The organism is Hyphomicrobium sp., assembly GCF_036780825.1.
In the GTDB taxonomy this organism is placed as follows: domain Bacteria; phylum Pseudomonadota; class Alphaproteobacteria; order Rhizobiales; family Hyphomicrobiaceae; genus Hyphomicrobium_C.
The window spans coordinates 1-26,659 of record NZ_DAIQCD010000020.1; the positions used below are offsets into that span (position 1 = coordinate 1).

Here is a 26,659-nt window from a genome sequence, read left to right on the forward strand (position 1 = left end):
GCCGCATCGTCTCCTGGATGACGGCGCGCGTGTACTGGAGCGCCGAATAGTCGGCAGCCGTCGGCTCGCGGTCGCCGTAAACGGCCTCGCCCTCGCGGCGGATGCGCTCGGCGGCTTCCGGATGGGTCGCGGTGAGGTACATCGACCAGGCGAGCGTCAGAGCGGTCGTCTCGGTGCCGGCCCAAAGATACTGCTTGATCTCGTCGATCGCCTGCTGCTCGTCGAACTCCGGTATGTTGGGGTCGGCGGCGGCGGCCTGAATCATCTTCAGCAGCGTCTTCTCGCGATGCTCTCGCGGATCAGCTGCGAAGACCGCCGGCGGTACGCTCCACCAGGTCTCGACGGCCTTGGCAGTATCTTCCTCGCCGACCTCGAACAGGGCGTCGGCTTGCCGCTTGAGACGGATGTCCTTGTGGTTCGAGACGTCCGTGTAGGTTTTCACGCACTTGAAGACCAGGTGCGGGTTGAACGGCATGTCGCGATCGAACAGCGCCTTGCAGATCATGTCGGCGGCGAGGGTCCAGGTCTGCTCGACCATCTCGAACGTCTCGCCCGTTTTCGCGAGCTCTCCCCAGTTGGCCATCTTCATCTTAATGGCCTCGATGAAATAGGGGATGTAGTCGGTGAACGTGTCCGGATGGAACGCCGGCTGCTGCGGCATGCGGATCTTCTGCCAGAGCGCGCCATCGTGCGTGATCATGGATTTGCCGAAAATCGGCTTCAATCCGTCGAAATACTTGACGTAGTTGTCGACCTTCGTGACCAGCACGTGCTTGAAGTACTCGGGCTCGGTGACGAGCACGACGCGCTGGTTGGCCATGTTGACCGGAATGACGGGACCGTAGCGCTCCGCCATCTGCATGAGCAGACGCATCGGGTTCTCCGGGTCCTTGAGCAACGGAGAAAGGTTGAACCAAATGCTGCTCTCGTCCCCGAGGCCGAGGCTTGGCTGTCGTTCAATCGATTCTGCAGTCATGCGAAGTCGTCTCCGGATCGGGCGGCCGGGTCTTTCGGCGGTCCGATGAAATTATGCTAGCGAAGATGGTTCCTCGGCAGGCCGCGCAGGGCGGCTGCCTCTGAACTCTCGCTCAGCTTTGAAGCCCCATTCTGCGGGCCGCTTGCCAAACGCCGTCGCGCCCCGCCGTCTTCAACGGCCACATGGACGACACATAGCATACGAACACCCGGGCCTTGGTGTTCCGGCGGCTACGGTCGGTGAGGTTCGAATAACTTAGCTTACCGCTTAGCTTTTTTAGCTGTCCATGCGGCAGCATCGCCCTGTGGCTTAGCGGACGCAGCGCCGCACGGCGTTCACTATCCGCCTCTCAGAGCGAAGGCGAGAAAAGCGCGTCCGCGTGGTTAATCCCTTCAGAACCAACACGTTGGAATGCTATCGAATCAGCGTTCAGCGATATTTGATCCTGCGCAACAAGCGAGAGCGCCTGCGGATAGAGCCGGTGCTCCGCCTCGAGCACGCGCGCGGCCAGGGTTTCAGGGGTATCTGCGGGCAGAACCGGAACGGCGGCCTGGGCGATGATCGGCCCGGCGTCCATTTCGGGACTCACGAAGTGGACCGTGCAACCCGAGATGCGGACGCCGGCGGCAAGCGCCTGCTCGTGCGTGCGCAAGCCCTTGAACAGCGGTAGAAGCGAGGGGTGGATGTTGAGCATGCGTCCGCGCCAGCGCTCGACGAAGCCGGGCGTCATGAGCCGCATAAAGCCGGCGAGTGCGACAAGATCGATCTTCGACATTTCGAGCACGCTTTGGAGCTGCCCCTCGAAATGCTCGCGGTTTTCATAAAGCTGGTGATCAAGTGTGAGTGTCGGCAACCCGTGCTCCTTCGCCCAGGCGAGCCCGGGCGCCTCAGGGCGGTTCGAGATCACGAGAGCGATCTCGGCAGGGTAGTCCGGCGCACGCGCCGCCGTAACCAGGGCCTGCATGTTGGAGCCTCGGCCCGAGATCAATATGGCGACGCGCTTCTTCGGCGCGCGAATCGTTTCCGGAGTTTGCGTCATGGCGCGGTCCATAGCATGCGCTAGGACGGCCGTGCACGCCATCGTTGCCCGCCCCGGCGCCGCATGATGGTTTACGTAGTCCTCCGATGTTGAGCGCCTTTCATGGGATTTGATAGGTGAGAGGGGGCGCGGCACCGTCCAATGTCGCGCGACCGGAGCAATCATGGAGCGCCGTCATTTTCTTGCCGGAGGGCTTTCGTCCCTGGCCGTGGCAGGTTTTCCGTGGCGGAGCGCCGTCGCGGCGACGAAGGGTGCGCCATCGCCTGTGCTCAACCGGACGGCTCTACACGTGCAACGGCTGGCGCGCGGGTTGGCGCGGCGCAGGTTTGTTCCCCAGGCCCAGCGGCTGCCCAAGGCGCTCGAAGGTCTCGATTACGATCAGTATCGGATGCTCGCCTTCCGCCCGGAAAAGGCAGTCTGGAAAAAAGAGGATCTCGGCTTCGAGCTGCAGTTTTTTCCATCGGCATATCTCTATCGGACCCCGGTTTCGATTTTTCTGGTCGAGGACGGCACCCGGCGCCGGATCAGAGCCGATACCTCGCTCTTCGATTTCGGCCCCTTTGCGAAGACGCTGCCCAGCGATGCGCAGATCGGGATTTCCGGTTTCCGTATCCATGCGCCGATCAACAGGCGCGATTATTACGACGAGTTCCTGGTGTTCCAGGGCGCGAGCTATTTCCGCGGGCTTGGCAAAGGTCACCGCTACGGCTTGTCGGGGCGCGCGCTTGCGCTTCACACCGTGGGCGAAAAAGCTGAGGAATTTCCATTCTTCCGCAGCTTCTGGATTGAGCGCCCCGAGACGCCGGATGCCATTACGGTGCATGCCCTGCTCGACAGCCCCTCTGTTGCCGGTGCCTACACGTTCGTGATCCGGCCTGGGAGGGAGACGCTGATGGACGTCACGTCCATCCTTTTCCCTCGTCGCAATTTGACGAATGTCGGCATCGCGCCGCTGACCAGCATGTTCCTCAAGGCCGCGCACGATCCTGATGGACCGCTCGACTTCCGGCCTTCCGTCCACGATTCGAATGGGCTCGCCGCATGGAACGGAGCCGGCGAGCGGCTGTGGCGGCCGCTGCTCAGCCCATCGACGTTTCAGGTCAGCTCATTTGTCGATAAGGATCCGCGCGGGTTCGGCCTGATCCAGCGCGAACGGCGTTTCGATACCTATCAGGATCTCGAAGCCTTCTACGAGCTGCGGCCCAGCGGATGGGTCACGCCGGCTGAGACCTGGGGTTCGGGGCGCGTCGAGCTCGTCGAAATTCCAACGCACACCGAGTATGAGGACAACATCGTCGCCTACTGGCGGCCCGATGGCGTGCTCCGTGCGGGCGCCTCGTATCCGTTCGCCTATCGCCTCGCGTGGTGTGACGACGCGCCGGAGCCGGCGCGTCTCCGTGTGGAAGATACCCGGATCGGTGCGGGATCGCGTCCCGGCACGATACGTTTTGTGGTCGATTTCGCGGAGCGCCGAGGCGGCGAGCAGATTGCCGACAGCACAGCCATTCTGCGGGATGCGCCGCCCGAAGCCATGCTCGAGCCGGAGCTTTCAGCGAGCGCCGGAACGCTTATGGGGCCGTTTTTGCAAGCGAACCCGCATTTGCCCGGAACGCGGGTGGTGTTCGAACTCGATCCGGGGAAGGAGCGCCTGGTCGAGCTGCGCCTCAATCTCCGCGCTGAGGATGAGCCGCTATCAGAGACCTGGCTCTATCGATGGTGTGCCTGATCCATCCGGCCGGAGCAGAGATGGCGCCCGGCTCAGGCGCCGTAATTCAGCGCGCCCTCGTAGGTGACCGCCCAGGCTTCGCCCTTGCCCTTCGCTGCGCTCCGTTCGCCTGCGGGCGGGGTGATCGCGCCGATGACGACCGGGCTTTCTCCGTTCCGCGTGAGGCTTGCCATAACGGCGTCGACGCTATCCTTGGCGACGATGGCGATCATGCCGATGCCGCAGTTGAACGTGCGCAGCATCTCGGCATCGGGCAGGTGGCCGGCCTTGGCCAGCCAACCGAAGACGGCCGGTGCGCGCCACGCCGCGAGGTCGACGGTGGCGGCGACGGTCGAGGGCAGGACGCGGGGCAAATTCTCGGAGAGGCCGCCGCCGGTGATGTGAGCGAGGCCCTTGATGGCGCCGTCCGCAGCGCCGCCGGTCTCTTTGATGGCGGCGAGCACCGGCTTCACGTAGATGCGCGTCGGCGCGAGCAGAGCATCGGCGAGCGCCATTTCGGGCGCGAACGGGGCCGGGGCGTCCCAGGCGAGCTTTTCCTCCGCCGCAAGCCGGCGGACCAGCGAATAGCCGTTCGAGTGAACGCCCGAGGAAGGGAGGCCGATCACCACGTCGCCCGGTACGATATCCTTCCGGGGCAGAAGCGCGCCGCGCTCGGCAGCGCCCACCGCGAAGCCGGCGAGGTCGTAGTCATCACCCTGGTAGTGGCCGGGCATTTCCGCCGTCTCCCCGCCGATCAGGGCGCAACCGGCCTGCCGGCAGCCTTCGCCGATGCCTTCGACAACGGCCGTCGCGGTTCTGACATCAAGCTTGCCGACCGCGAAATAGTCCAGAAAAAACAAAGGCTCCGCGCCTTGCACCACGAGATCGTTGACGCACATGGCAACGAGGTCGATGCCGATCGTGGCGTGGCGAGCGGTGTCGATGGCGATCCGGAGCTTGGTGCCGACACCATCGTTGGCGGCGACGAGGATGGGGTCGCGGAAGCCGGCGCGCTTCAGATCGAACAGGCCGCCGAAGCCGCCCAGATCGGCATCGGCGCCAGGGCGGCGCGTGGAGCGCGCCACATGCTTGATCGCCTCGACGAGCGCGTTTCCAGCGTCTATGTCTACGCCGGAATCGCGATACGTGATGGGCTTGGCTGGACCGTCTGCAGGTTGGCTCATAAGTCCTCAGAGCTGCCGGGCGGGGAATCGGTCGCCGAATCCTATTTTCGCCCGAATGTGCACGCGAATGTGCATGGGAAATGGGCCTCCTACCAGCTCGCAGGCAGGTCGGCAACGGACAAGGACGGCCCGTCGGCGGCGCGACCGGTACAACGCGCTGGAGGAACCACGTGACGTCTCGTCCTTCGACCGTCCTGCTCGCGCTCGGTGCGCTACTGGCGCTCGCGCCCGGATTCTGCCGCGAGGCGCAGGCGGCCTCGAGTAAGGTGTTCACAGTCGCGAACTATCCTGTCGAGGCGACGGCTAAGGATGCGGTGGCGGCGAAGGAAAAGGCCCATGCCGAGGGGCAGCAGGCCGCACTCGGGGCGCTTTTCAAGCGCCTCGTGCCGGTGATGGCCTATGACCGCCTCGATCGCCTCAAGGCGGTTCGCGCCGCCAATCTCATCGATGGCGTGGCGGTGCGCGCGGAAAGCAACTCCCGGACGCGCTATCTCGCGAGCCTCGATTTCTCCTTCCAGGCCGATGCGGTGCGCGACGTGCTCAACCGGTACGGCGTGCCGTTCGAGGATGAGCAGGCCCCCCGCATGGTGCTGGTGCCAGTGACGGCGGAGACGGCGCAGGGAACGGTGACGTATAAGGCGGCAAGCGGGACGTGGGCCCAAGTGTGGAAAGGGCTCGATCTCGACAACACGCTGACGCCGCTCAGGATCGAGCCGCTGGCCGCGTCCGTCCACGAGGACACAGTCGCGGCGGCGCTCGCCGGGGACGACTCCGTCGAGCGGATCCTGACCGGCGCGTACAACGCTGAGTATGTGGTTCTGGCCGTGGCGGAGGCGGATACCGCGGGTGCGGTGCTCAACGTCTCCATTGCGGGGACGGACGGTGCCGGGCTCATCTCGTGGCGGCGGGGCTATCGGATCGCGGACGGGGATGTCGGCTATGCGATGGAACTCGCCGCTGTCATCACGCAAGGTGTGCTCGAAGGCCGCTGGAAGGTGGCGAAGTCCGAGGACGGCGCCAATGCCGGCTTTGCAGCAGGCCCCGGCGGGCGCGCCGCAGGCGGTAGTGAAGTGCACATGGCCGTCGAGTTCTCCCATCCGGACGAATGGGACGACCTGCGGCGCGTGATCCTCGACATGCCGGGTATCGACGATATCCGGATCGGCTCCGTGTCTGCGACCTCGGCCGAGGTTTCGCTCCGCTATCCTGGTGGCGGCGAGCCGCTCGCCACGGCCCTTTCCCGCCAGGGGCTCGTGCTCTCGGGCGCCGGCGGCTATTGGACCTTGCGGTCGGGATTTTGAGGGAGCCACATGACCCTTGGCGGACACTCCCGCATGGGACCGCCTAGCGGAGGGGTGGCGACGTATGCTTCTGGCGGATTCGATAGCAGATGTGCGATCGTGTGCTTGTCTGCAATCAATGAGTTCCGCCGCCTGAGGGCAGAAATCTTTTCATTCCCGATGGAAAGGCCGCGATAGGCTGAAAATGGTTGTTTTTCGCATCTCAGGTCCAGGCCCTCTCAATATCCCGAACCTGATCACGCTCGGACGGGTCATCCTGGTCCCAGTCGTTTTCTGGCTCCTCGTCTCAGGGCAGACGAAGCTCGCCTTCTTCGCCTTCCTGCTCGCCGGGATCTCGGACGCCGTCGACGGTTTCATCGCCAAGCGTTTCGGGCTCACGACGGAGCTTGGCGCCTATCTCGATCCGCTGGCCGACAAGCTGCTCATCGTCTCGATTTTCGTGGCGCTCGGCGTCATGGGGGCGCTGCCGTCGTGGCTGGTTATCGCCGTCGTCTCGCGCGATATCCTCATCGTCGTGGGCGTCATGCTCTCCTGGCTGCTCGAACAGCCGGTTCGGATCGCGCCGCTCGCCGTCAGCAAGGCCAACACCGTGGCGCAGATCGTTCTCGCCGGCGTCGTGCTCGCCGACGATGGATTTGGTCTCGGCTTCGAGATGCCGCGGCTGGTGATGGTGTGGATTGTGGGCGTGCTTACGGTTGCCTCGCTCGCAGCCTATCTCCGCGCTTGGCTTCGCCATATGTCTGGGTAAAAGTCCCGGCTGGCCCTGGCACCCGATCGGAGACGGAACATCGATGCGCGTAGAACGGCAGATCCTGTTCTGGGTGACGGCGGCGGTGCTGCTCATCCTCGCCATCGCGGTGCTCAAGGATATCCTGCTGCCGTTCGTCGCCGGCATTGCCATCGCCTACTTCCTGAACCCCGTCGCGGATCGTCTGGCCGGCTTCGGGATCAACCGCATCGTGGCCTCGTTCCTCATCGTCGTGACGCTGGCCGTGATCGGCATCGCGGCGCTGGTGCTGATCGTTCCCGTCATCCTGGCGCAGGCGCAGGAGCTGGCGGCCGCGCTGCCGGGCGAAGTGGCGCGGCTGCGCGAGGTGATCGATGTCTGGGCACGGGAGAGGCTGGGTCCCGGCTATGTCGGTCTCGACGGACAAATCGATAGGGCGGCCGCGGCGCTCGCCGAGAACTGGGCGGGGCTCGTCGGCTGGGCCGCGACCTCGATCTGGAGCCGCAGCCTCGCCATCGTCAACTTTTTCGCCCTGCTTCTGGTTACGCCCCTAGTGGCCTTCTACCTTCTTATCGACTGGCATCCGATGCTGAAAAAGATCGATGGATGGCTCCCCCGCGAGCATGCTCCCTCCATCCGGACGCTGGCGTCGGACATGAACGACGCGGTGGCTGCGTTCGTGCGCGGGCAGGGCACCGTCTGCCTCATTCTCGGCGCCTACTATGCGCTGGCACTATCTCTCCTCGGGCTCAACTATGGCCTCCTGATCGGTCTCGTGACGGGGCTCCTGGCCTTCGTCCCGTTCGTCGGCTGGGCGCTCGGGTTCATCACGGCGACGACGGTGGCCGTTATCCAGTTCTGGCCGGAGATGCTGCCCATCGTCCTCGTGCTCGCGGTCTTCCTCGGGGCGCAGGCGCTCGACGCCGGGTTCCTCAGCCCAACCATCGTCGGGTCGAAGATCGGGCTGCATCCGGTCTGGCTCATTTTTGCGCTGTTCGTGTTTAGCTACCTGTTCGGCCTCGTCGGCACCCTCATTGCCGTGCCGCTGGCCGCGGCGCTCGGCGTCGTGATCCGGTTCGCGCTCGACGTCTACCTGAAGAGCCAGGTTTACCGGGGCGCCACAACGCCCCTCGGCCCCGTGGTGGAGCCGCCGCCATGACCGCACGCGCCAAAGCCGGACCCGATCAGCTCGTACTCGCGCTGCCGCACCGACCAGCCCAGGAGGCGGAGGATTTCCTGGTCAGCCGATCCAACGCCACCGCCGTGGACCTCGTTGATGGCTGGCCGGCTTGGCCGTTGCCCGCTTCCCTCGTCGTGGGGCCCGCGGGGGCCGGAAAAAGCCACCTCGCCAACGTCTGGCGCCTGCGGTCGGGAGCCGGGAGGATCGCGGCGGCGCGCCTGGACGAGATGGCTGTCGCAGTGTTCGAGGCGCGGCGCACGCTCGTCGTCGAGGACGTCGACCGCGGTATCGGCAGCGAGCGGGTGCTGTTCCATCTCCTCAATCTGGCACGGGAGAAGGCGGGCTCGATCCTGCTCACCTCGCGCGTGGCACCCGGCGAGATCGACATCACGCTTCCCGATTTGCGGTCGCGGCTGCGTGCGATCCCGCCGGTTATGATCGCAGCGCCGGACGAGGATCTCATCCGCTCGGTTCTGGTGAAGCTGTTCTCCGACCGGCAACTCGCCGTCGAGCCGCACGTTGTGAGCCATCTCGCCCGCCATATGGACCGGTCGATGGATACGGCGCTCCGCGTCGTGGCGGCGTGCGACCAGCTTTCGCTCGCTATGCAACGCAAGGTCACGCGCGCCGTGGCGGCCACCGCGCTCGCAACCGTGGCCGGTGACGGGCGCGACGAGGGGCTGGATGCGGACGAGGGGGAAGCGGTTTAGACTGCTCGGATCGGCGCGCGGCGCGCGGGCTGACGAGATGACACACAAGCAGGACGACGCGAGATGGCCTTGGCGAAGGGAAAGCTGAAGACGGGTGCTGGCGCTCCTCTTCCGGCGCCGGAGACGTTTGGCACTGAACGCTTCTACAATCGCGAGCTCTCCTGGCTGCAATTCAACCGCCGCGTCCTCGAGGAGGCGCAGAACCGGAACCATCCCGTTCTCGAGCGGCTCCGATTCCTGTCGATCTCCGCTTCGAACCTCGACGAATTCTACATGGTGCGCGCGGCCGGCATCCACGGGCAGATCGCGGCCGGGGTGGCGACGCCGAGCCAGGACGGGCTCACCCCCATGCGCCAGCTCGTTGAGATCAACCGCTTCGCCGCCAAGCTCGTGGATGACAAGCAGGCCTGCTGGATCGACATCAAGGCCGATCTCGCCGCAGCCGGTATCGAGATGGTGCAGCCCGAAGAAATGTTGCCCCAGGAAAGAGTGTGGCTCGAGCAACACTTCATGAGCCATGTATTTCCGATCCTAACGCCGATCGCCGTTGACCCGGCGCATCCCTTTCCCTTCATCCCGAACCTCGGTCTCACCATCGTGGTTTGGATGCAGCGCAAGAGCGATGCCAAGGCCATGAGCGCGCTCATTCCCATTCCGAGCCAGCTCGAGCGCTTCATCCGGCTGCATACTGAAGGTGTCGACGGTAGCGGCAGGCTGCGCTTCATCCGGCTCGAAGCGCTGATCGCCATGTTCATCGGCGAGCTGTTTCCAGGCTTCGACGTGCGGAGCCAGGGTGCGTTCCGGGTGCTGCGCGACAGCGATATCGAGCTGCAGGAAGAAGCAGAAGACCTCGTGCAGTCGTTCGAGACGCTTCTCAAGCGGCGGCGGCGCGGCCACGTGATCCGGCTCGAGCTGGATGCAATGATGCCGGAGAGATTGCAGGAGTTCGTCGTCAGGGAACTCGAGGTGGGCGAGGAGTGCGTGTTCCTGAAAAAGGGGCTGCTCGGGCTTGCCGATACGGCGCAGCTCATCGTGGCCGACCGGCCCGACCTCGTGTTCAAGACTTATAATCCGCGCTTTCCGGAGCGCATCCGCGAGTTCAATGGCGACTGCTTCGCGGCCATCAGCAAGAAGGACATCATCGTCCACCATCCCTACGAAAGCTTCGATGTGGTGGTGCAGTTCCTGCGCCAGGCGGTGGCTGATCCGAACGTGATGGCGATCAAGTGGACGCTCTATCGTACCGGGCGCAATAGCCCCATCGTGCAGGCGCTCAAGGAGGCCGTTGAGGCCGGCAAATCGGTAACGGCCGTGGTCGAGCTCAAGGCTCGCTTCGATGAAGCGGCCAACATCCGCTGGGCGCGCGATCTCGAAAAGGCCGGGGTGCACGTGGTCTATGGGTTCATCGAGCTCAAGACGCACGCCAAGCTCGGCCAGATCGTGCGGCGGGAGGGTGCGGAGCTCGTCACCTATTGCCATATCGGAACCGGCAACTATCACGCGCAGACGGCCCGCATCTATACGGATCTGTCGCTCTTCACGACCGACCCCGCCATCGCCCGCGACGTGACGCGCATCCTCAACTTCGTCACCGGCTATGGCGAGCCGGCGGCGCTCGAGAGCATGGCGGCGAGCCCGCATGGCATCCGCCGCCGCATCCTCGATCACATCGAGCGCGAGATCGCGCACGTGAAGGCTGGCCGGCCCGGCGCCATCTGGATGAAGATGAACTCGCTTGTCGATGGACGCATCATCGATGCGCTCTACGAGGCGAGCCAGGCGGGAGTGGAGATCGATCTCGTCGTGCGCGGCGTGTGCTGCCTGAGGCCTGGCATTCCAAATCTTTCGGACAACATCCGCGTCAAGAGCATCATCGGGCGCTTTCTGGAGCACGCGCGCATCTATTGCTTCGGCGAGGGGGAGGGGCTGCCGTCGCCGAACGCTGCCGTCTACATCAGCTCGGCCGACATGATGCCGCGCAATCTCGACCGGCGGGTGGAAGCCATGGTGCCGATCAAGAACGCCACCGTGCACGAACAGGTGCTCGACCAGATCATGGTGGCGAACCTCAAGGACAACCAGCAGAGCTGGGAGATCAAAACCGACGGCTCATCGGAGCGGATCACGCCGGAGGCCGGCGAGGAACCATTCAACGCGCACAACTATTTCATGACCAACCCGTCGCTTTCGGGACGGGGACAGGCGCTCAAGGAGCATTTCCCGCCGCGCTTCAAATTCGTGCAGAAGGATTAGAGCGTAGGCCCTGATCGCTCGGGACCCTCCGTCCTGAGCGTGAGGCATGAGCCTCATCAAAGAGCTGGAGCGTCGGGTCCCGGCGGATCGGACGATGCTCCAGAGCCCCGCCTTCGCATTTCCCTACGGAGAATCCCGTGTGCGGTCCGTTGGAAATTGCACTGGACCGGAGGCGCAAGTGACCCTATCAAGCACCCGTCGCGCAGGCGCAAGCCCATGGGAAGGCCGTTCGCGGATTTCTCCTGGGCGATTGCATGGGGTTCTTCCAGGCAGGTCACGGTGAGCTTGACGCAGGTGTTCGGCGGGCGCGGGAAAACGGCGGATCTCGAGCCGCTCGGCGTAGTCGACATCGGGTCGAACTCGGTGCGGCTCGTCGTTTACGAAGGCGCAACCCGTGCCGCGCTGCCGATCTTCAACGAGAAGGTTCTGGCGGGGCTCGGCAAGTCGATCGCCACCACCGGCCAGCTCGGCGAGGGCAGCGTGATGCGCGCGCTCGATGCGCTGCGCCGCTTCCGGACCATCGCACGTATTCTCAGGGTTAAGAATCTCCGCGTTCTCGCGACGGCCGCCGTGCGCGAGGCCGAAGACGGCTCGGATTTCATCCGCAAGGCCGAGGCGATGATCGGAGCGCCGATCGAGCTTCTCTCCGGAGCGAACGAGGCGCGCCTTGCCGCGTGCGGGATCCGCATGGGGTTTCCGGATGCGGATGGTCTCGCCGGAGACCTCGGCGGCGGCAGCCTCGAGATGATCGATATCAGTGGCGACCGGCTCAACGATGCCGTTACGCTGCCGCTTGGTGGCCTGCGCCTCATCGACCAGACGGGGAACCGGATCGACCGTGCGCTCGCACTCGTCGACGAAACAGTGAGCCAGGTCGATTGGCTCACGAGGGGTAAAGGACGGCCGTTCTATGCCGTGGGCGGCACCTGGCGCGCTTTGGCCAAGCTGCATATGGAGCAGACGGGCTATCCGCTGCGCGTCATGCAGGGCTATTCGATCCCGACACGCGAGGCGATCGAATTCTGTCAGGTCGTGCGGCGTACGCGGAAGGTCATGATGCTGCCCGGAATGGACGAGGTGGCGCGGGCGCGCCGCGACATCGTACCGTTCGGGGCTCTGGTGCTCGAACGCGTGCTCGAGGCGCTGGCGCCGTCGGAGGTCGTGTTCTCCGTTTACGGCATCAGGGAAGGCCTTCTATTCAGCCTCATGCCGCGCCACGAACAGGCGAAAGACCCGCTGCTTTCGTTCTGCGAGGATTACGCGCGGCAAAGGTCCCGTTGCGTGCGTCAAGCCAAGGAACTGTGCACCTGGACCGATGCGCTCTTTCAACGGGGCGGCCTCAAGGAGACGGTGGAGGAACGGCGGCTGCGGCATGCCGCGTGCCTTCTTTCCGATATCGGATGGCAGGCGCACCCGGACTATCGCGGCGAGCAGAGCCTTAACCTCGTTGCGCACGCGGGGATGGCCGGCATCGATCATCCCGGGCGCATCTTCCTGGCCCTTGCGGTCTATTATCGTCATGTCGGTTCGGCCGACGACCGTGAGGACGATCTGCCGAGCCGCCTCAAGCTCGTCGTCGGAAAGCGTGCGCAAAAGCGGGCCCGCATCGTCGGCGCAGCCATCCGCGCCGCGCATATGCTGTCCATCGGCATGCCTGGCGTCATCGACGAGACGCGTCTTTTCTATGATGGGCCGAAGCTCGTTCTCGTCATTCCCCGCAGCTACAGAGCGCTCGACGGAGAGCGGCTGAGGCGGCGCTTCGCGGTGCTGGCCGGGCTGCTTTCCCGCGAACCGGAGATCCGCCTCGCGGACTGAGGCCAGCGCCACCGTTGCCTCTCCGCTTTGCCACGATGCAGGCCTTGCGATATTCCCTATTCGTGCCGACGTCTGCCGGGCACTCGCCGAGAGCCGTTCCGGTTCAAGTGGGAATCCGGGGACGGCTCTCAGTGTCTGCTCGGCCGTGCGGCTTACCCGAGACCGTTTCCCACTTCTGGGAAGCGCCCTGGCGTTCCAGCCTGTCCGAGAGGATGTTCTCTTGCGTTCCTGATCTTTTGCGTGAAGAGCTGAAAATTCCTATGTCTTTGCTTTACCGTGCTTTCCGTCGGCAGTCCGCCGCAGGTTTCCGGAAGCACTCAAGGATGCCGTCCCGCCATGGCCGATGACCCCTACGACATTCTGGGCGTTCCGCGCTCTGCTACAGACGACCAGATCAGGAAAGCTTACCTGAAGCTCGTCAAGGAACTGCACCCGGATGTAAATCCGTCGAAGACGGCCGAGGAGCGCTTCAAGAAGGTGACGGCGGCGCACGATATCCTCGGAGATCCTGAGCGGCGCAGGCAGTTCGACATGGGCGAGATCGACGCGGGCGGCGAGCCGCGGCGGCCGGCCTGGCGCTCCTACGGCGGCGCCGGAGCGGGTGCCGGGGCCAGCACGCGTGGCGGGCGCGGCGGACCGGTCTTCGAGGACTTCGGCGACATGTTCTCGGACATTTTCTCGAGCGCGGGGCGCGGGGGCGCCCGGGGCGGCAGCTTCGCCATGCGCGGGCGCGACGTGCGCTATACGCTCGACGTGGACTTCGTCGAGGCGGTCCAGGGTGCGAAGAAGCGCGTTACGCTGCCGGACAGCGGCGTTCTCGATCTCACCGTGCCGGCCGGTGTATCAGACGGACAGGTGCTGCGGCTGAGGGGGCGCGGGGAGCCCGGTGTTGCGGGCGGCGAATCAGGAGATGCGCTGGTCGAGATCCATGTCCGGCCGCACAAGGACTTCCGTCGGGAGGGCGACGACATCCTGATCGAGGTGCCGATCACGATCGACGAGGCGGTTCTCGGCGGGAAGGTCGAGGTGCCAACCGTCGGCGGGCGGGTGCAACTCACGATCCCCAAGGCAACGAGCTCCGGCCAAGTGCTGCGCCTCAAGGGCAAGGGCGTACGCAACGCCACCACCGGCGCGACGGGCGACGAGCTCGTGACGGTGAGGATCGTGCTGCCGGAGACTATCGACGAGAGCCTCTCCTACTTCCTCTCGGAGTGGCGGCAGAAGCACCGCTACGATCCGAGGAAATAAGAGAAGGGCGCATCCGCTAATAAGATATAAGATCAGCCCACGCCGGGGCGGATGGCCAGAACCTCGCCCTTCGAAAGCGTCAGGGCAAGCTCGCCCCGCTTCAGGCGCAGCGCGTCCTCTCCAAAGAGCTGGCGGCGCCAGCCTTTGAGGGCCGGCACATCGGGGTCGGGCTCGCGGGCGATGCGCTCGAGGTCGTCGCTGTCGGCGATGAGCCGCGGCGCGACGCGGTGGCGGGCAGCCGCGGACTTGAGGAGCACCTTCAGGAGCTCAACCGTCGCCGTCGCTTCGGCAGACATGGGCTGGCCATGCTGCAGGGGCGGCAAGCTCTTCGGATCGCGCTCCAGTCCGCGCTGGACGGTCGCAATGATTTCCTTGGCGCGCTGCGAGCGGGCGAAACCGTCGCTCAGCGTCCTGAGCTCGGCCAGCTTTTCCGGGCTGCTAGGCTGCTGGTTGGCAATGTCATAGAGCGCCTCGTCGCGCAGAATACGCCCGCGCGGTACATCCTGCGCCTGCGCAAGGTGCTCGCGCCAGGCGGCCAGTTCGATCAGCACGCCGAGTGCGCGGCGGTTCCTGACGCGCATCTTGAGGCGTCGCCAGGCGTTTTCCGGGTGGCTTTCGTACGTCGAGGGTGCGGTGAGCTCGGCCATCTCCTCGTCCACCCAGGACTCGCGGTGCGTGCTTTCGAGCTCGGCCTTGAGATAGGCATAGATGTCGCGCAGGTGGGTGACGTCGCCGAGCGCGTAGGCGAGCTGCTTCTCAGAGAGCGGGCGGCGGCTCCAATCGGTGAAGCGCGAGCTCTTGTCGAGGTCGCGCCCGGTTACCTTCTTCACCAGATTGACGTAGCTCACGCTCTCGCCGAAGCCGCAGACCATGGCGGCGATTTGGGTGTCGAAGACCGGCGTCGGGATGAGGCCAGCCTCCGAATAGACGATCTCGATGTCCTGCCTGGCGGCGTGAAAGACCTTCACGACGCTTCGGTTGGCCATGAGATCGTAGAACGGCTTCAGATCGATGCCGTCGGCCAGCGGGTCGACGATCGCTTCGGCGTTCGGGCCAGCCATCTGGATGAGGCAGAGCTCGGGCCAGAACGTCTGCTCGCGCATGAACTCGGTGTCGACGGCGACATAATCACCGGCGGCGAGCCTGGAGCAGGTTTCGGAGAGGGCGGAAGTGGACGTGATGAGGTGCATTGCGCGGACGGTTATAGACAGGGCCGACGCTCGTGTCGCTAGTCCGTTGCGGTGAAAACGGGTTTTTCCAAGGTGGCAGATTGCGCCCTGGCCCGGACGGCCCATCGGCGGCACGGGCAGGCTGGCGGCTCCCCTGATGCGGACCAGCCTTGGGAGGGCTCGCGGCTGGGCCGGGCGCGGCTCTGAAAGTTTCGGAAAACTGTAAATTCCGAGCCCCGCCGTCTAGCCAGCAAAAGGGCCCTGATGTATAAAATTGCGAATGGCGCGGAGTGACGTCAGACGCTGACAGCGCATCGGTGAAGCTGCGGCCTTTTGCGGCCGATATGAGCCTCATTTCTAGTTTCATTCGTCGACGGTTGATCTCGCGAAGCTCCAATAAAGGATAGGCCGGCCGAGTGTTGCCGGCTTCCGTGCCGGCACATGAGCGCCGGCGGCAATGCGGCAGTTGCGTTCGTAGGAGTGTGGCGTGCAGGAGCTCGGCAGGGATAGGCCCGTGGGCGGCCGGTCCTCAGCGATTCAGCGTTATCTCTTTGAAGGACAAGCCTTCGAGAGATCAGTCGGCGGACCGGCGGCGCAGCTCATCGCGCGCGATACCTTCGTTACGGAGACGGCGATCAAGCTCGATCAGGTCGGCATCGAGGTGAAGTCGCTCGCCCGGGAGCTGCAGCTGGTCAAGAGCGATATCGCTGAGCTGCGCGATGAGGGCTCACGCAACTATCGCTTCTCCGAATTTATCGAACGCGAGCATAAATCGCGCGCTGGAAAGCTCGATGAGCTTTGGCGTCGTTTCGAATATCTGAAATTCCGTTTCGATGCGATCGACGGAAACTCGAAAGGCGATTATGACGCTTTTCGGAATTTCGAAGCCGTGAGCCGGCGCCTCACAGAGCTTGGCACGCTCGAGCGCGAGTTCCGCACCGTGATTTGGAAGCTCAGGCTCAGCACGGGGCTGTTCGCCGCATCTCTCCTCGTCTGGCTCTTCATTCTCGCGTCAGGCTGATTGCGGCATCCAGCCGCCCCCTGCCGCGCCCCGACGGCATTCCTGCGCAACCGTGGCCGAGAAGGCCCAAAGCCTTGACTTTGCAGGAGGGGCGTGCGCTTTTCCGCCACTTCCCGAGCATGATCATGCGGCGGCCGAAACGGCAGCCAATATTGTCGTGCGCGCGCGAAGTTGTTCTTTCGAGAGCTTGATCCACGCTCTCGATGCGGGTGCCCATCGTTTGCCGGTCCTCGGCAGGGTATAACGGCCCGCATCGAGAAAGGGGCGCGCCTCATCGCGCCCGATCAGGCTAGACACACTCTTTCGAAACGGATCCGACGGCACATGGCAGCGGACAAGACGGCAAGGTTGGCGGCGGACGGTATGACGGCTGGCGGCGGTGGGCTGCATCGCTATCGGTCGCATACGTGCGGCGCGCTCAGGGGCTCCGATATCGGCGCCGAGGTGCGGCTTTCGGGCTGGGTGCACCGCGTGCGCGATCATGGCGGCGTGCTGTTCATCGATCTCAGGGATCATTTCGGCCTGACCCAGGTGGTGGCCGATCCGGATAGCCCGGCCTTCAAGGTGGCCGAGGCTGTGCGCTCGGAGTGGGTCATCCGCGTCGACGGACGCGTGCGCGAGCGGCCGGAAGGAACCGCGAATGCCGAGCTTCCGACCGGGGAGGTCGAGATCTACTGCACCGAGATCGAGGTGCTCTCGGAAGCGAAAGAGCTGCCGGTGCCGGTATTCGGAGAGCCGGACTATCCGGAGGATCTCAGGCTCAAGTACCGCTTCCTCGATCTTAGGCGCGAAACGCTGCACGCGATCATCATGAAGCGACTGGCGATCACGCGCTCGATCCGCCAGCGCATGCATGACGCAGGCTTCAATGAGTTCCCGACGCCGATCCTCACGGCTTCGTCGCCTGAAGGAGCGCGCGACTTCCTGGTGCCCTCGCGCATCCATCACGGGAAGTTCTATGCCCTGCCGCAGGCGCCGCAGCAGTACAAGCAGCTTCTCATGGTCTCGGGCTTCGATCGCTATTTCCAGATCGCGCCCTGCTTCCGCGACGAAGATCCGCGCGCCGACCGCCTTCCGGGCGAGTTCTATCAGCTCGACGTCGAGATGAGCTTCGTCGAGCAGGAGGACATCTTCCAGACCATGGAGCCGATCCTCACCGGCGTGTTCGAGGAGTTTGCGGACGGCATGCGCGTGGACCGCGACTGGCAACGTATTCCCTACGACACGGCGATCGCCAAGTACGGAAGCGACAAGCCGGATCTTAGAAACCCGATCGAGATGGCGGACGTGACCGAGCATTTCCGGGGCTCGGGATTCAAAGTGTTCGCCGGCATGATCGAGAAGGATCCGAAGGTGCGGGTGTGGGCCATTCCCGCTCCCGGCGGTGGCAGCCGCGCGTTTTGCGACCGCATGAACTCCTGGGCCCAGAAGGAAGGCCAGCCGGGGCTCGGCTATATTTTCTGGCGCGAGGAGGAGGGGGCGGCCGGCGCCGGACCGATCGCGAAGAACATCGGGCCGGAGCGTGCGGCCGCCATTCAGACGCAGATGGGGCTCAAGACCGGAGACGCCTGCTTCTTTGCGGCGGGGGATCCGGCTCGCTTCCACAAGTTCGCCGGCCTGGCGCGCGATGAGATCGGGCACGAGTTGAAGCTCGTGGACGAAGGGCGCTTCGCGTTTGCGTGGATCGTCGACTTCCCGTTCTACGAGTGGAACGAGGACGAGAAGAGGATCGACTTCTCGCACAATCCCTTCTCCATGCCGCAGGGCGGCCTCGAGGCCCTCAAGGCGGCGCAAGGGCCTGAGGACTATCTCAAGATCAAAGCCTACCAGTACGACATCGTCTGCAACGGCTACGAGATCGCCTCCGGCGGCGTGCGCAACCATCGCCCGGATACGATGCTCGCGGCGTTCGGCGTCGCGGGGCTCGGGCCGGACGTCGTGGAAGAGCGCTTCGGCGGCATGCTGCGGGCGTTCCAGTACGGCGCGCCGCCGCACGGCGGCATGGCGGCGGGACTCGAACGCATGGTGATGCTGCTCACGGGCTGCACCACGGTGCGCGATGTGGCGCTGTTCCCGATGAACCAGCAGGCCAGCGATCTCTTGATGGGGGCGCCGAGCGAGGTGTCACCGAAACAGCTCCGGGAACTCGCGATCCGCGTGCTGGCGCAGGAAAAAGTGTAGCCGGGCGGGCGTTCCACGCGCGGGAAGCTCGAATTTCTCGAGCTGGCAGGATATCGTCACGGTAGTTGACTCGGTTCGTGATCAGGCTGATCGAAAGAGGCCGTGCCGTGGGCCAACCCGGGATACAATGGCGAACACGACGGACGCTGGCGGCTGCCTCACTGGTGGCGCTTTCTGCATGCGTCTCTCTGCTCGGGCCTCGCGGAAGTATCAGCCTGGATAGCGGGTGGATCGTTCCGGCGGCGCATGCGGCACCTGGGGATGCCAAGCCTTACGATGACAAGCTCCTGCGGCTTGCCGAGATTCTCGGGGCTGTGCATTACCTGCGCGAATTGTGCAGCGCGAATGACGGGCAGATCTGGCGGGACAAAATGAGGGAACTCCTCGAGACGGAGGGGACTTCAGCGATCCGTCGCGCCCGCCTCAGCCGCAGCTTCAATCAAGGCTATCGCAGCTATCGGCGCACCTATGTCACCTGCACGCCGACGGCACAGTCGTCGATCGAGCGCTTTCTCGCCGAAGGCATCGAGATCGGCGATGGTCTGGTGAGCCGGAAGCCGTAGAACCATCAGCGTTAATCCGTGAAATGAACGTTTTTCGGCCGGCATTCGCGCCGCGAGCCGATGCGCGAAGTAGCACGCAGTTTACTGTGAATTGGCAGAGCATCTAGGCGCGCAAAGCCTGCGTGTTAGGTGTACCGTCTCGAGAGCACGATCGCTCTTGTCGCAAGTGGATGCGGATTGCCGTCGTGCTCGAAGTTGCTCGAGAGTTCGGATCTATGGTCTCGATGTGCCATCCGAGTGCACGGGCGTGCGTGAGACCGGCGAGACATGCGAAGCGTGTCTTCGGTAAGCCCGCTCGCATCGCGGCGGATCGGAGCTTTCGAGACTGGATCTACGGCGACGGGGAACGCCGCAATTTCGGGCAGGCATCCTGGGGGAAGGACCGCGAATGGACTCGCATTTCGATCTGAATACGTCCGAGGATCTCAGCTTTCGGGCTTTGAGCTTGATTCTCGCCGCCTGGGATGAGGGCACGGAGAGCGGCGTGGCGCCCGAGCAGATGGCTTATGCCGCGCTCTTCACAGCCTTGACCGACCTCGTGTCTCTCTATGGTGAGGATGCGGTGAAGAAGCTCGCGGTCGGCCTCGAGAGGCGGATCGATATGGGCGAGTTTACGCTCGATCGCAACGTGCAGTGATACGCTGCGCCCGCCGGTGAGGCGCCAGCGCGTGTGAGGCGTATCCCATGCGCGGCGCCGTCTCGGCGATCGGGCGGCCGTGCTCGGCTGAGAAGCGGGCTTCTGCCGTGCCTCGTCGTGCTTAAGAGAGAAGCGCGGGTAGGGTTTCGCACACGAGCAGGGCGCCGAAACCAATGAGGACGGCGCCCGCAATGCGGTTCGTGTAGGCGAGGTGGCGCGAGCTGAAGCGGTGGCGCAGGCGGCCGATCAGGTGCGACAGGCCCAACCACCACATCAAGCTGCCGGCCATGATCGACGCCACCATCGACAGGACGTCCACGTAGCTGTGCACTTCGACGAAGGTACTTACGCCGCCGAAGATGGCGAACAGGCCCAGCACGGCGCCCGGATTGGTGATGGTCAGGAAGAAGGTTTTCGGGATGTCCCAGGCGTAATCGCGAAGCGCGGCGGCGTGGGCCGCCTCGGGCTCGAGGTTAGCAAGGCGCGTGGGGGCAGCGTAGAGCATTCCGCCGAAGGCGATCAGCACCAGCCCGCCGAGGATCTGGATCGCTTGCCGATGATGCTCGATGGCGCCCGAAATGGCGCCCACGCCGAGGCCTGCGAACAGGGCGATGAGCCCATCACCGAGCGTGGCGCCGATGCCAGCCGCGAGCCCGCCCCAGAAGCCGCGCTCAACGGCGCGCTGGATGCAAAGGACGTTGACGGGACCGACAGGCGCCGCGACAAGAACCCCGATGAGAATCCCCACGGGAATGATCAACAGGTTGGGGACTAGCTGCATCTCGGCCACCAGAGCCAGCGACCTCCATCGAATTGCGCCATTGCACCTCGAATCAGCCCGGCAGTATCGGGCAAATGAAGGTTAGCGAGCCTTATGGATTGCGACGAAGGAGATGGCGATCGAAATCGCCCCCGATTCGCAGGCAAAACGCCCTGCGGCGATAATCGCGGGCTTGCGGTTGCGGCGAGACGTCTCTTCACGATCCGTTTTCGACGCGCGATCACCGTGGCTAGCTTATGCGCACCGCTATTCGTAACGGGCGGGTTTTGGCTTGTCCATGATCATCCCCCCGCGGCGCTGGCTCAGACGGGGGAAAAGCGGGCACCTTCCGCCGCGCCGCTGGAGCGGGCCTTCCACGGCGAGCTGCCGCAGAGCGTGATCGACATGCGCGAGATGATCCTCGCCGCGGTTCACGCAGGCGACATCTCGATGCTTGAGGACGCCATCGAGTGGAACGAGATCCTACCCGATTTCGGCCCTGAGGGGCAGGCAGATCCTATCAGCTATTGGAAACGGATATCGGCCGATGGGCAAGGACGGGAGGTGCTGGCCGTCCTCGCCAATCTGCTGGCGCTGCCGCCAGCGCGGCTCGCCATCGGGCGCGATCCGGAGAATGCGATTGTGTACGTCTGGCCGTATCTTTCCGAAGTGCTGCCGCACGCGCTCTCGCCTGCGGAGGAAGTCGACCTCTACAGGCTTGTGCCTGTTGCCGAGGCGCGGGCGATGCTGGCTGCGAAAAAATGGTCGTGGTGGCGGATTGCCATCGGCGCCGACGGAACCTGGCATACGTTTCGTAAGTATGAGTGAGACGGGGACGTACGCTGCGGCGCATGGCTCTTTGCAGGGGAGCCGAGCGTTTTGCTATCGCTCCGTTCCAGGCCGGATCCTGTACGGAGCTGGCGGGTTGGCTATAGTGCCCCCATGGATCAGGCGCGGGTTTCGTGCCGCCCGGGGATGAGTTCCGTTCGTAGAGGTTCGAGTATGTTGCGTTTTTTCTCTGGCGCCTTTGCTCTCGGCGCTTCTTTCCTGGCTTTGGCCGCTTCCACTCCCGCTTCGGCGCAGTCGATCGGCCAGTACGGCATGTGGGGCGAGCCGCCTGAGCGGTCTTTCAAGCGGTCGTATTTGGGCGTGCCGCCCGTGATCGCGACGCCGAAGCCGCCCGCTGCCGATCAGGCTTCCGGGGGCGCACGCCCCCATATCGGAGCCAAGGCGCCCAAGACCATCGCGTTCCGCAACGCGTTCCAGCCCGGCTCGATCGTGATCGATACTGCCGGCCGGAAGCTTTACTACACGCTCTCGGAGAGCAGTGCCTACGTCTATCCCATCGCCGTCGGCAGGCAGGGTTTTGCCTGGACCGGAGTTGAGCGGGTCTCGCGCATTGAGAATTGGCCGGACTGGTTTCCGCCTGCCGAGATGCGCCAGCGCCAGCCGTCCTTGCCGGTCCGCATGACCGGAGGCCTCAGGAACCCCCTCGGCGCCAAGGCCATCTATCTCGGCAACACGCTCTACCGGATCCACGGTACGAACGACACGAAGTCTATCGGCTCGGCGTCTTCGTCAGGGTGCTTCCGCATGCACAACGGGCATGTCGTTCATCTCGCCCAGCATGTGGACTCGTCCACCATGGTTTACGTGATGAAGCGGCTGCCGAAATCGGGGACCATCGTGCCGCCGGGTGGCGGCGTCCAGGAGGTCAAGCAGGGGCCGCCAGCCGAGGCTGAGCCCGCCGCTGCGGAGACGCCGGCGGCTTCCGAGGCGGAATCGCGGGCCCCCGACGACACGGCACCGGCCGCGCACGAGGCCGCCGACCAGAGGATTTGACGGTATCCACCTCTCCGGGGGGCGGGCAGGCTTGCGACACTCGCGCTCTCTGTCAGCCCCTTTCCTCCCGGGTGCTCCTGCGTGTATACCGCGTCAGCGATCGGCCGGCGCCGGTGGACGGGCTGAGCAACCCTGTGGTGCCGGAGCAGCGACTGCAATAATGTGCGATTCTGACCACCGCGCGGGGCTGCCGGCCCTGCGGGTTTAGACGCGCAGACCGAGCGCTTATCGGAACCAGCGAGGTCAGGACCAATGAGCAACGCAATCTCACTCGAGCTTCTGGCCTTTAACCTGAAGCTCCTCGGGCGGCAGCGCCGCAAGAACCTGCTGATCAGCGCCGGGCGGCCGGAAGACAAGAAGCGCATGCTGCCGGCCATCCGGCGCATCCTCGCGCTTGATGTCGAGCTTTACGCGACACCCGGCACCTACCGCTTCTTCAAGGAGCATGGGGTGGAGAGCACCGAGATCCACAAGATCACGGATGGGCGCTCCCCCAACATCCTCTCCTTCCTCAAGGCCAACCGCTTCGATCTCGTCATCAACGTGCTGACGGGGGACGAGGACTACGACGAGAGCTCGGATGCCAAGCTCATCCGCAAGCTCTCGATCGAGAACGGCATTCCGCTGATCACCGACGCGGACGTCGGCATCGCCACCCTCGAGCAGATCATCATCGACGCCGAGCGCGGCACCTACCGCTATCGCCTCGCCGACGACAGCGAGCCCTGGAACCTCAGGCTGCGCTTTCTCGAAGCCGCCGAGCGGCTAGGCGGGCTCGCCAACCATCACGCGCATTTCGACAAGGCCTACCTGATCACGCAGGAGAACCTGCGCTTGAGCCAGGTCGACATGCAGAAGAAGTGGGAGCTCTACCGCTACCTCAAGGAGAACTACACGCACGACGATCTCGTGGAGCGCATCAGCCGCGGCGTCGAGACCATGATCCAGCAGGGCGTGACCTATTGCCGGACCATGGTGGACGCGGACAGCACGGTGGGTCTCCTGCCGGTCAAGGCGGCGCTCGAGGTCAAGAAGCGGTATGCGGACCGTATTCTGTTCGAGATCGGCGTGCAGCCGCTCCAGGGCGTGCTGGATCCGGCTTCGTTCGAGCAGTACGCGGAAGCTTGCGAGCTCGCCGACTATTGCGGCGGCCTGCCCTCGCGCGACCGGCCGACGCCCGAGAAGCATCTCGATGTCGTGCTGTCGCTCGCTAAGAAGCTCGGCAAGCCGGTTGACGTGCATATCGACCAGGAGAACAACCCGCTCGAAAACGAGACGGAGCTGCTTGCGGAGAAGACCATCGAGCACGGTATGCAAGGGCGCGTGTTCGGCGTGCATGCCATTTCGCTCTCGGCCAAGGAAGAGCGCGAGCAGGACCGCATCATCGAGAAGGTCAAGGAGGCCGATCTCGGCATCATCATCTGCCCGTCGGCGGCGCTCAGCATGAAGCAGCTGCCCATGACGGCGCCGCTGCACAACTCCATCGCGCCGTTCGTCAAGCTGCGTGAGGCCGGGGTGCGCTGCTATCTCGGCGTCGACAACGTGCACGACCTGTTCATGCCGATGGTGGACGGCGACATCTGGACCGAATGCCGGATGCTGATGGAGACGACTCGCTTCTACGATATCGAGGCCGTGGCAGAATGGGCCTGCCAGAGGCCGATCGCGGCGCAGATCCAGCCTGCCTCGAAGCCTGTTGATATGGCGGTGGCAGCGGCTGCGGGCGGAAGCAAATAAGCGGACTGGTGGTCCGGCGGCGCCATGGCCGCCGGCACCGCCCGCGTGTTGCATCATTGCACGGCTCGGCCTTGCTTTGAGGCCTGATCAGATCTTGATCCAGATCACACGGTGTGCTCGTTGAGGATAGCGTGAATGCCGTTCTGCGCGGCCGCGGCGGGTGCCCGTGCCCTCGAGCTATGCTGGCTTCGGCAGGCTCTTGCCGTCTGACGCGAGGGAGGCTGCATCGTCTATAGCCCAGGCGTTCGCGCGCGCCTGCTGGAGAACCGGCAGGCGGGTTGGGATGTCCGGTTCGAGAGGCCAAAAGCATGACTGAGGCGCCAATGAGAATTGCGCTGCTCGAGGATCGCGGCGTCGTGGCCGTCACGGGGGCGGACGCGGCGAAACTGCTTGCCGGCCTCGTCACCAACGACATGGCGCAACTCGACACGGAGACGGCCCTTTATGCGGCGCTCCTCACTCCGCAGGGCAAGATCCTGTTCGATTTCCTCATCGTGAAAGCCGGCGGCGGATTTCTGCTCGATACGGCGCGAGAGGGGATCGGAGATCTCGTCAAGCGGCTGTCGATGTACAAGCTTCGCTCCGACGTTGCGATCCGCGATGCGTCCGCCGATTTTGCGGTCGCGGCGGTGTGGGGTGCGGAGGACGCGGTTCCGGCGTTGAGGCTTGCGGGGGAAGGATCACACGCGTTCGCCGACCCGCGCCTTCCTGAGTTGGGTGCGCGCGTGCTCATCGATGTGCGCGCTGCCGATGATGTGCTCGGCTCGCTCGGTGCCGAACGCGTGTCCGCCGAGGCGTATCATGCGCACAGGATCGGGCTTGGCGTGCCGGAGGGCGGTCGCGATTTCCCGCTTGGCGATACGTTCCCGCATGAAGCGCTCATGGACCAGCTCAACGGCGTGTCCTTCACCAAGGGCTGCTTCGTCGGCCAGGAGGTCGTTTCGCGCATGCAACACCGGGCGACAGTGCGCAAGCGCGTCGTGCCTGTCACCGGCGAGCGCGATCTTCCGGCGGGGCCGCTTCCGGTGCTTGCGGGCGAGGTGGAGATCGGACGCTTGGGTTCTGTTGCAGGCGCGCGCGGCCTCGCGCTCATGCGGCTCGACCGTGCGGCGCAGGCCCGCCGCGATGGTGTCGCGGTTACCGCCGGAGGTGTGCCGCTCAGCGTTGAAGCTCCATCATTCGCATCGTTCTCGGTCGAGGCTGCGCATGGCAGTGCGTGAAGCGGCGAAGCTCGAGCGATGTCCGTGGGTCGGTATCGGCGATCCGCTCTATGCACGCTATCACGACGAAGAATGGGGCGTGCCGCACGCGGACGAGCGCCGGCTGTTCGAGAAGCTGATTCTGGAGGGCTTCCAGGCCGGGCTGTCGTGGATCACGATCCTGCGCAAACGGGACGCCTTCCGCCGCGCCTTCGATGACTTCGACGCCGAGCGTATCGCGCGCTATACGCCGCGAGACGTTGCGCGGCTGATGGCGGATGAGGGCATCGTTCGCAATCGCCTCAAGGTGGAGGCTGCGATCGAGAACGCGCGCGCCTATCTTAGCCTGCGGGAAACGCAGACGCTGGCCTCGTTCCTCTGGCAGCACGGCGGCGGCAAGCCGATCGTGAACCACTATGCTGCGTTTGGCGAGGTGCCGGCTGAAACGGCAACGTCGCACGCGCTTTCCAAGGCGCTCAAGCGTGCCGGATTTCGTTTCGTCGGGCCGACGACGGCTTATGCTTTCATGCAGGCGACGGGAATGGTGAACGACCACCTCATAGATTGCCCGCGCCATGCGCCATGTGCCGAGATGCAGCGGACCTTCACGCCACCACGTTCCTGACGATCATGACCACATCTGAAAAAAATTCCCGACGCGGGCTTGCCATGCCGGATGCCGACAACGAGCGGGCGCCCATGCCGCCGCGCGCCTGGCAGCGCATGCTGTCGGGCCGGCGGCTCGATCTCCTCAATCCCAGTCCAAGCGACGTCGACATCCAGGACATCGCGCATGGGCTTGCGCGCGTGGCGCGCTGGAACGGACAGACCATCGGTACGCATGCTTTCTCGGTGGCGCAGCATGTTCTGCTCGTCGAGGACATCGCGGCTGCACTCAATCCGGACTGGCCGGACGCATGGCGGCTCGCAGCGCTTCTGCATGACGCGCCCGAATACGTGATTGGAGATCTGATCAGTCCTTTCAAGACGGCGATCGGGCTCGACTACAAGGCGTTCGAGCTGAAGCTGCTTGAGGCGATCCATGTGTGCTTCAACCTGCCGCCGGAGATACCTTCTGCCGTCAGCGCCGAGATCAAGCGTGCGGATCGCATCGCGGCCTTCTACGAGGCGACGAGACTCGCCGGTTTCTCCACAGAAGAGGCGCTCGAGTTCTTTGGTCGCGAAGACGTGAACGGCGTTCTTGCAGAGCGCCTCACGACGCTTGTTCCATTGCCGGCTTCAGAAGCCCAACGTCTTTTTCTCGAACGTTTCACAGCACTCACGCGAACGGGCTGAACAGCGCTCGGGAATGTGATCGCGCTTTTCTTTTTTATTCCATGTTTTGCCAATAATATCGTGTATTTTCGATGCCCAAATTCGCCACGATCCGCGTTTAGCCGGCACAGCTCAAA

23 protein-coding genes are annotated in these 26,659 nt (G+C 64.4%); 18 read left to right on the forward strand and 5 right to left on the reverse strand.

Annotation, left to right across the window (positions count from 1 at the left end; genetic code table 11):
* Both V7P99_RS09685 and purN read right to left on the reverse strand, forming a co-directional pair.
* Window positions 1-976, reverse strand: a 976-nt coding sequence (locus V7P99_RS09685) for a cytochrome P450 (protein WP_333794609.1), incomplete at its 3' end; no start/stop codon positions are given.
* 349 nt (window positions 977-1,325) lie between these two features.
* Entirely contained in the window at window positions 1,326-2,015 is a 690-nt protein-coding gene (gene purN, locus V7P99_RS09690; RefSeq protein ID WP_333794610.1) for a phosphoribosylglycinamide formyltransferase, read from the reverse strand.
* Window positions 2,016-2,178: 163 nt separating this feature from the next.
* On the opposite strand from purN, the gene V7P99_RS09695 reads away from it, so the two are divergent.
* Window positions 2,179-3,741, forward strand: a complete 1,563-nt coding sequence (locus V7P99_RS09695) for a glucan biosynthesis protein (RefSeq protein ID WP_333794611.1) — start codon at window positions 2,179-2,181, stop codon at window positions 3,739-3,741.
* Window positions 3,742-3,773: 32 nt separating this feature from the next.
* Here the strand turns inward: V7P99_RS09695 and purM are convergent, their stop codons facing one another.
* Window positions 3,774-4,904: a phosphoribosylformylglycinamidine cyclo-ligase gene (gene purM, locus V7P99_RS09700; protein WP_333794612.1), complete on the reverse strand. Its 1,131-nt coding sequence runs from the start codon at window positions 4,902-4,904 to the stop codon at window positions 3,774-3,776.
* 170 nt (window positions 4,905-5,074) lie between these two features.
* Between purM and V7P99_RS09705 the strand changes: the two genes are divergently transcribed.
* The 7 genes from V7P99_RS09705 (at window position 5,075) to V7P99_RS09735 (ending at window position 14,138) form a co-directional block, all read left to right on the forward strand.
* On the forward strand, window positions 5,075-6,205 hold the full coding sequence (locus tag V7P99_RS09705) for a DUF2066 domain-containing protein (RefSeq protein ID WP_333794613.1): 1,131 nt from the start codon (window positions 5,075-5,077) through the stop codon (window positions 6,203-6,205).
* Between the two features lie 184 nt (window positions 6,206-6,389).
* Window positions 6,390-6,953, forward strand: a complete 564-nt coding sequence (locus tag V7P99_RS09710) for a CDP-alcohol phosphatidyltransferase family protein (protein WP_333794614.1) — start codon at window positions 6,390-6,392, stop codon at window positions 6,951-6,953.
* Between the two features lie 43 nt (window positions 6,954-6,996).
* Window positions 6,997-8,091 carry an AI-2E family transporter gene (locus tag V7P99_RS09715; RefSeq protein ID WP_333794615.1) on the forward strand — a complete coding sequence of 365 codons (1,095 nt, stop codon included), beginning with the start codon at window positions 6,997-6,999 and terminating at the stop codon, window positions 8,089-8,091.
* A complete protein-coding gene (locus V7P99_RS09720; RefSeq protein WP_333794616.1) occupies window positions 8,088-8,822 on the forward strand; it encodes an HdaA/DnaA family protein in 735 nt (244 codons plus the stop codon). Before V7P99_RS09715 ends, V7P99_RS09720 begins: the two co-directional genes overlap by 4 nt.
* A 63-nt stretch (window positions 8,823-8,885) precedes the next feature.
* The gene (locus V7P99_RS09725) at window positions 8,886-11,075 is read left to right on the forward strand and encodes an RNA degradosome polyphosphate kinase (protein WP_333794617.1); all 2,190 of its coding nucleotides are present in this window, start codon (window positions 8,886-8,888) and stop codon (window positions 11,073-11,075) included.
* Between the two features lie 216 nt (window positions 11,076-11,291).
* Window positions 11,292-12,890 (forward strand): Ppx/GppA family phosphatase, encoded by a 1,599-nt coding sequence (locus V7P99_RS09730; protein ID WP_333794618.1) that lies wholly within the window; start codon window positions 11,292-11,294, stop codon window positions 12,888-12,890.
* 336 nt (window positions 12,891-13,226) lie between these two features.
* The gene (locus V7P99_RS09735; protein WP_333794619.1) at window positions 13,227-14,138 is read left to right on the forward strand and encodes a DnaJ C-terminal domain-containing protein; all 912 of its coding nucleotides are present in this window, start codon (window positions 13,227-13,229) and stop codon (window positions 14,136-14,138) included.
* Window positions 14,139-14,170: 32 nt separating this feature from the next.
* Here V7P99_RS09735 and rnd read toward each other — a convergent pair whose 3' ends face one another.
* Window positions 14,171-15,328, reverse strand: coding sequence for a ribonuclease D (gene rnd / locus V7P99_RS09740; RefSeq protein ID WP_333794620.1), 1,158 nt, complete (start codon window positions 15,326-15,328; stop codon window positions 14,171-14,173).
* 466 nt (window positions 15,329-15,794) lie between these two features.
* On the opposite strand from rnd, the gene V7P99_RS09745 reads away from it, so the two are divergent.
* From V7P99_RS09745 to V7P99_RS09760, 4 genes are all read left to right on the forward strand, one after another.
* Complete coding sequence (locus V7P99_RS09745; RefSeq protein WP_333794621.1) at window positions 15,795-16,328, forward strand: hypothetical protein; 534 nt, start codon at window positions 15,795-15,797, stop codon at window positions 16,326-16,328.
* 384 nt (window positions 16,329-16,712) lie between these two features.
* On the forward strand, window positions 16,713-18,509 hold the full coding sequence (gene aspS, locus V7P99_RS09750; protein ID WP_333794647.1) for an aspartate--tRNA ligase: 1,797 nt from the start codon (window positions 16,713-16,715) through the stop codon (window positions 18,507-18,509).
* Between the two features lie 107 nt (window positions 18,510-18,616).
* Window positions 18,617-19,072, forward strand: coding sequence for a TIGR02301 family protein (locus tag V7P99_RS09755; protein ID WP_333794622.1), 456 nt, complete (start codon window positions 18,617-18,619; stop codon window positions 19,070-19,072).
* Window positions 19,073-19,460: 388 nt separating this feature from the next.
* Window positions 19,461-19,709: a hypothetical protein gene (locus tag V7P99_RS09760; protein WP_333794623.1), complete on the forward strand. Its 249-nt coding sequence runs from the start codon at window positions 19,461-19,463 to the stop codon at window positions 19,707-19,709.
* A gap of 121 nt (window positions 19,710-19,830) precedes the next feature.
* Here the strand turns inward: V7P99_RS09760 and V7P99_RS09765 are convergent, their stop codons facing one another.
* Window positions 19,831-20,490, reverse strand: a complete 660-nt coding sequence (locus V7P99_RS09765; protein WP_333794648.1) for a LysE family translocator — start codon at window positions 20,488-20,490, stop codon at window positions 19,831-19,833.
* A 225-nt stretch (window positions 20,491-20,715) separates the two neighbouring features.
* On the opposite strand from V7P99_RS09765, the gene V7P99_RS09770 reads away from it, so the two are divergent.
* From V7P99_RS09770 to V7P99_RS09795, 6 genes are all read left to right on the forward strand, one after another.
* The gene (locus V7P99_RS09770; protein ID WP_333794624.1) at window positions 20,716-21,297 is read left to right on the forward strand and encodes a hypothetical protein; all 582 of its coding nucleotides are present in this window, start codon (window positions 20,716-20,718) and stop codon (window positions 21,295-21,297) included.
* A 174-nt stretch (window positions 21,298-21,471) separates the two neighbouring features.
* Entirely contained in the window at window positions 21,472-22,311 is an 840-nt protein-coding gene (locus V7P99_RS09775) for a L,D-transpeptidase (RefSeq protein ID WP_333794625.1), read from the forward strand.
* A 252-nt stretch (window positions 22,312-22,563) separates the two neighbouring features.
* A complete protein-coding gene (locus V7P99_RS09780) occupies window positions 22,564-24,048 on the forward strand; it encodes an amidohydrolase family protein (RefSeq protein WP_333794626.1) in 1,485 nt (494 codons plus the stop codon).
* 323 nt (window positions 24,049-24,371) lie between these two features.
* A complete protein-coding gene (gene ygfZ, locus V7P99_RS09785) occupies window positions 24,372-25,268 on the forward strand; it encodes a CAF17-like 4Fe-4S cluster assembly/insertion protein YgfZ (RefSeq protein ID WP_333794627.1) in 897 nt (298 codons plus the stop codon).
* The gene (locus V7P99_RS09790; RefSeq protein WP_333794628.1) at window positions 25,255-25,872 is read left to right on the forward strand and encodes a DNA-3-methyladenine glycosylase I; all 618 of its coding nucleotides are present in this window, start codon (window positions 25,255-25,257) and stop codon (window positions 25,870-25,872) included. Before ygfZ ends, V7P99_RS09790 begins: the two co-directional genes overlap by 14 nt.
* Window positions 25,873-25,916: 44 nt before the next feature.
* Entirely contained in the window at window positions 25,917-26,543 is a 627-nt protein-coding gene (locus V7P99_RS09795; RefSeq protein ID WP_333794629.1) for an HD family hydrolase, read from the forward strand.
* Window positions 26,544-26,659: the final 116 nt, after the last annotated feature.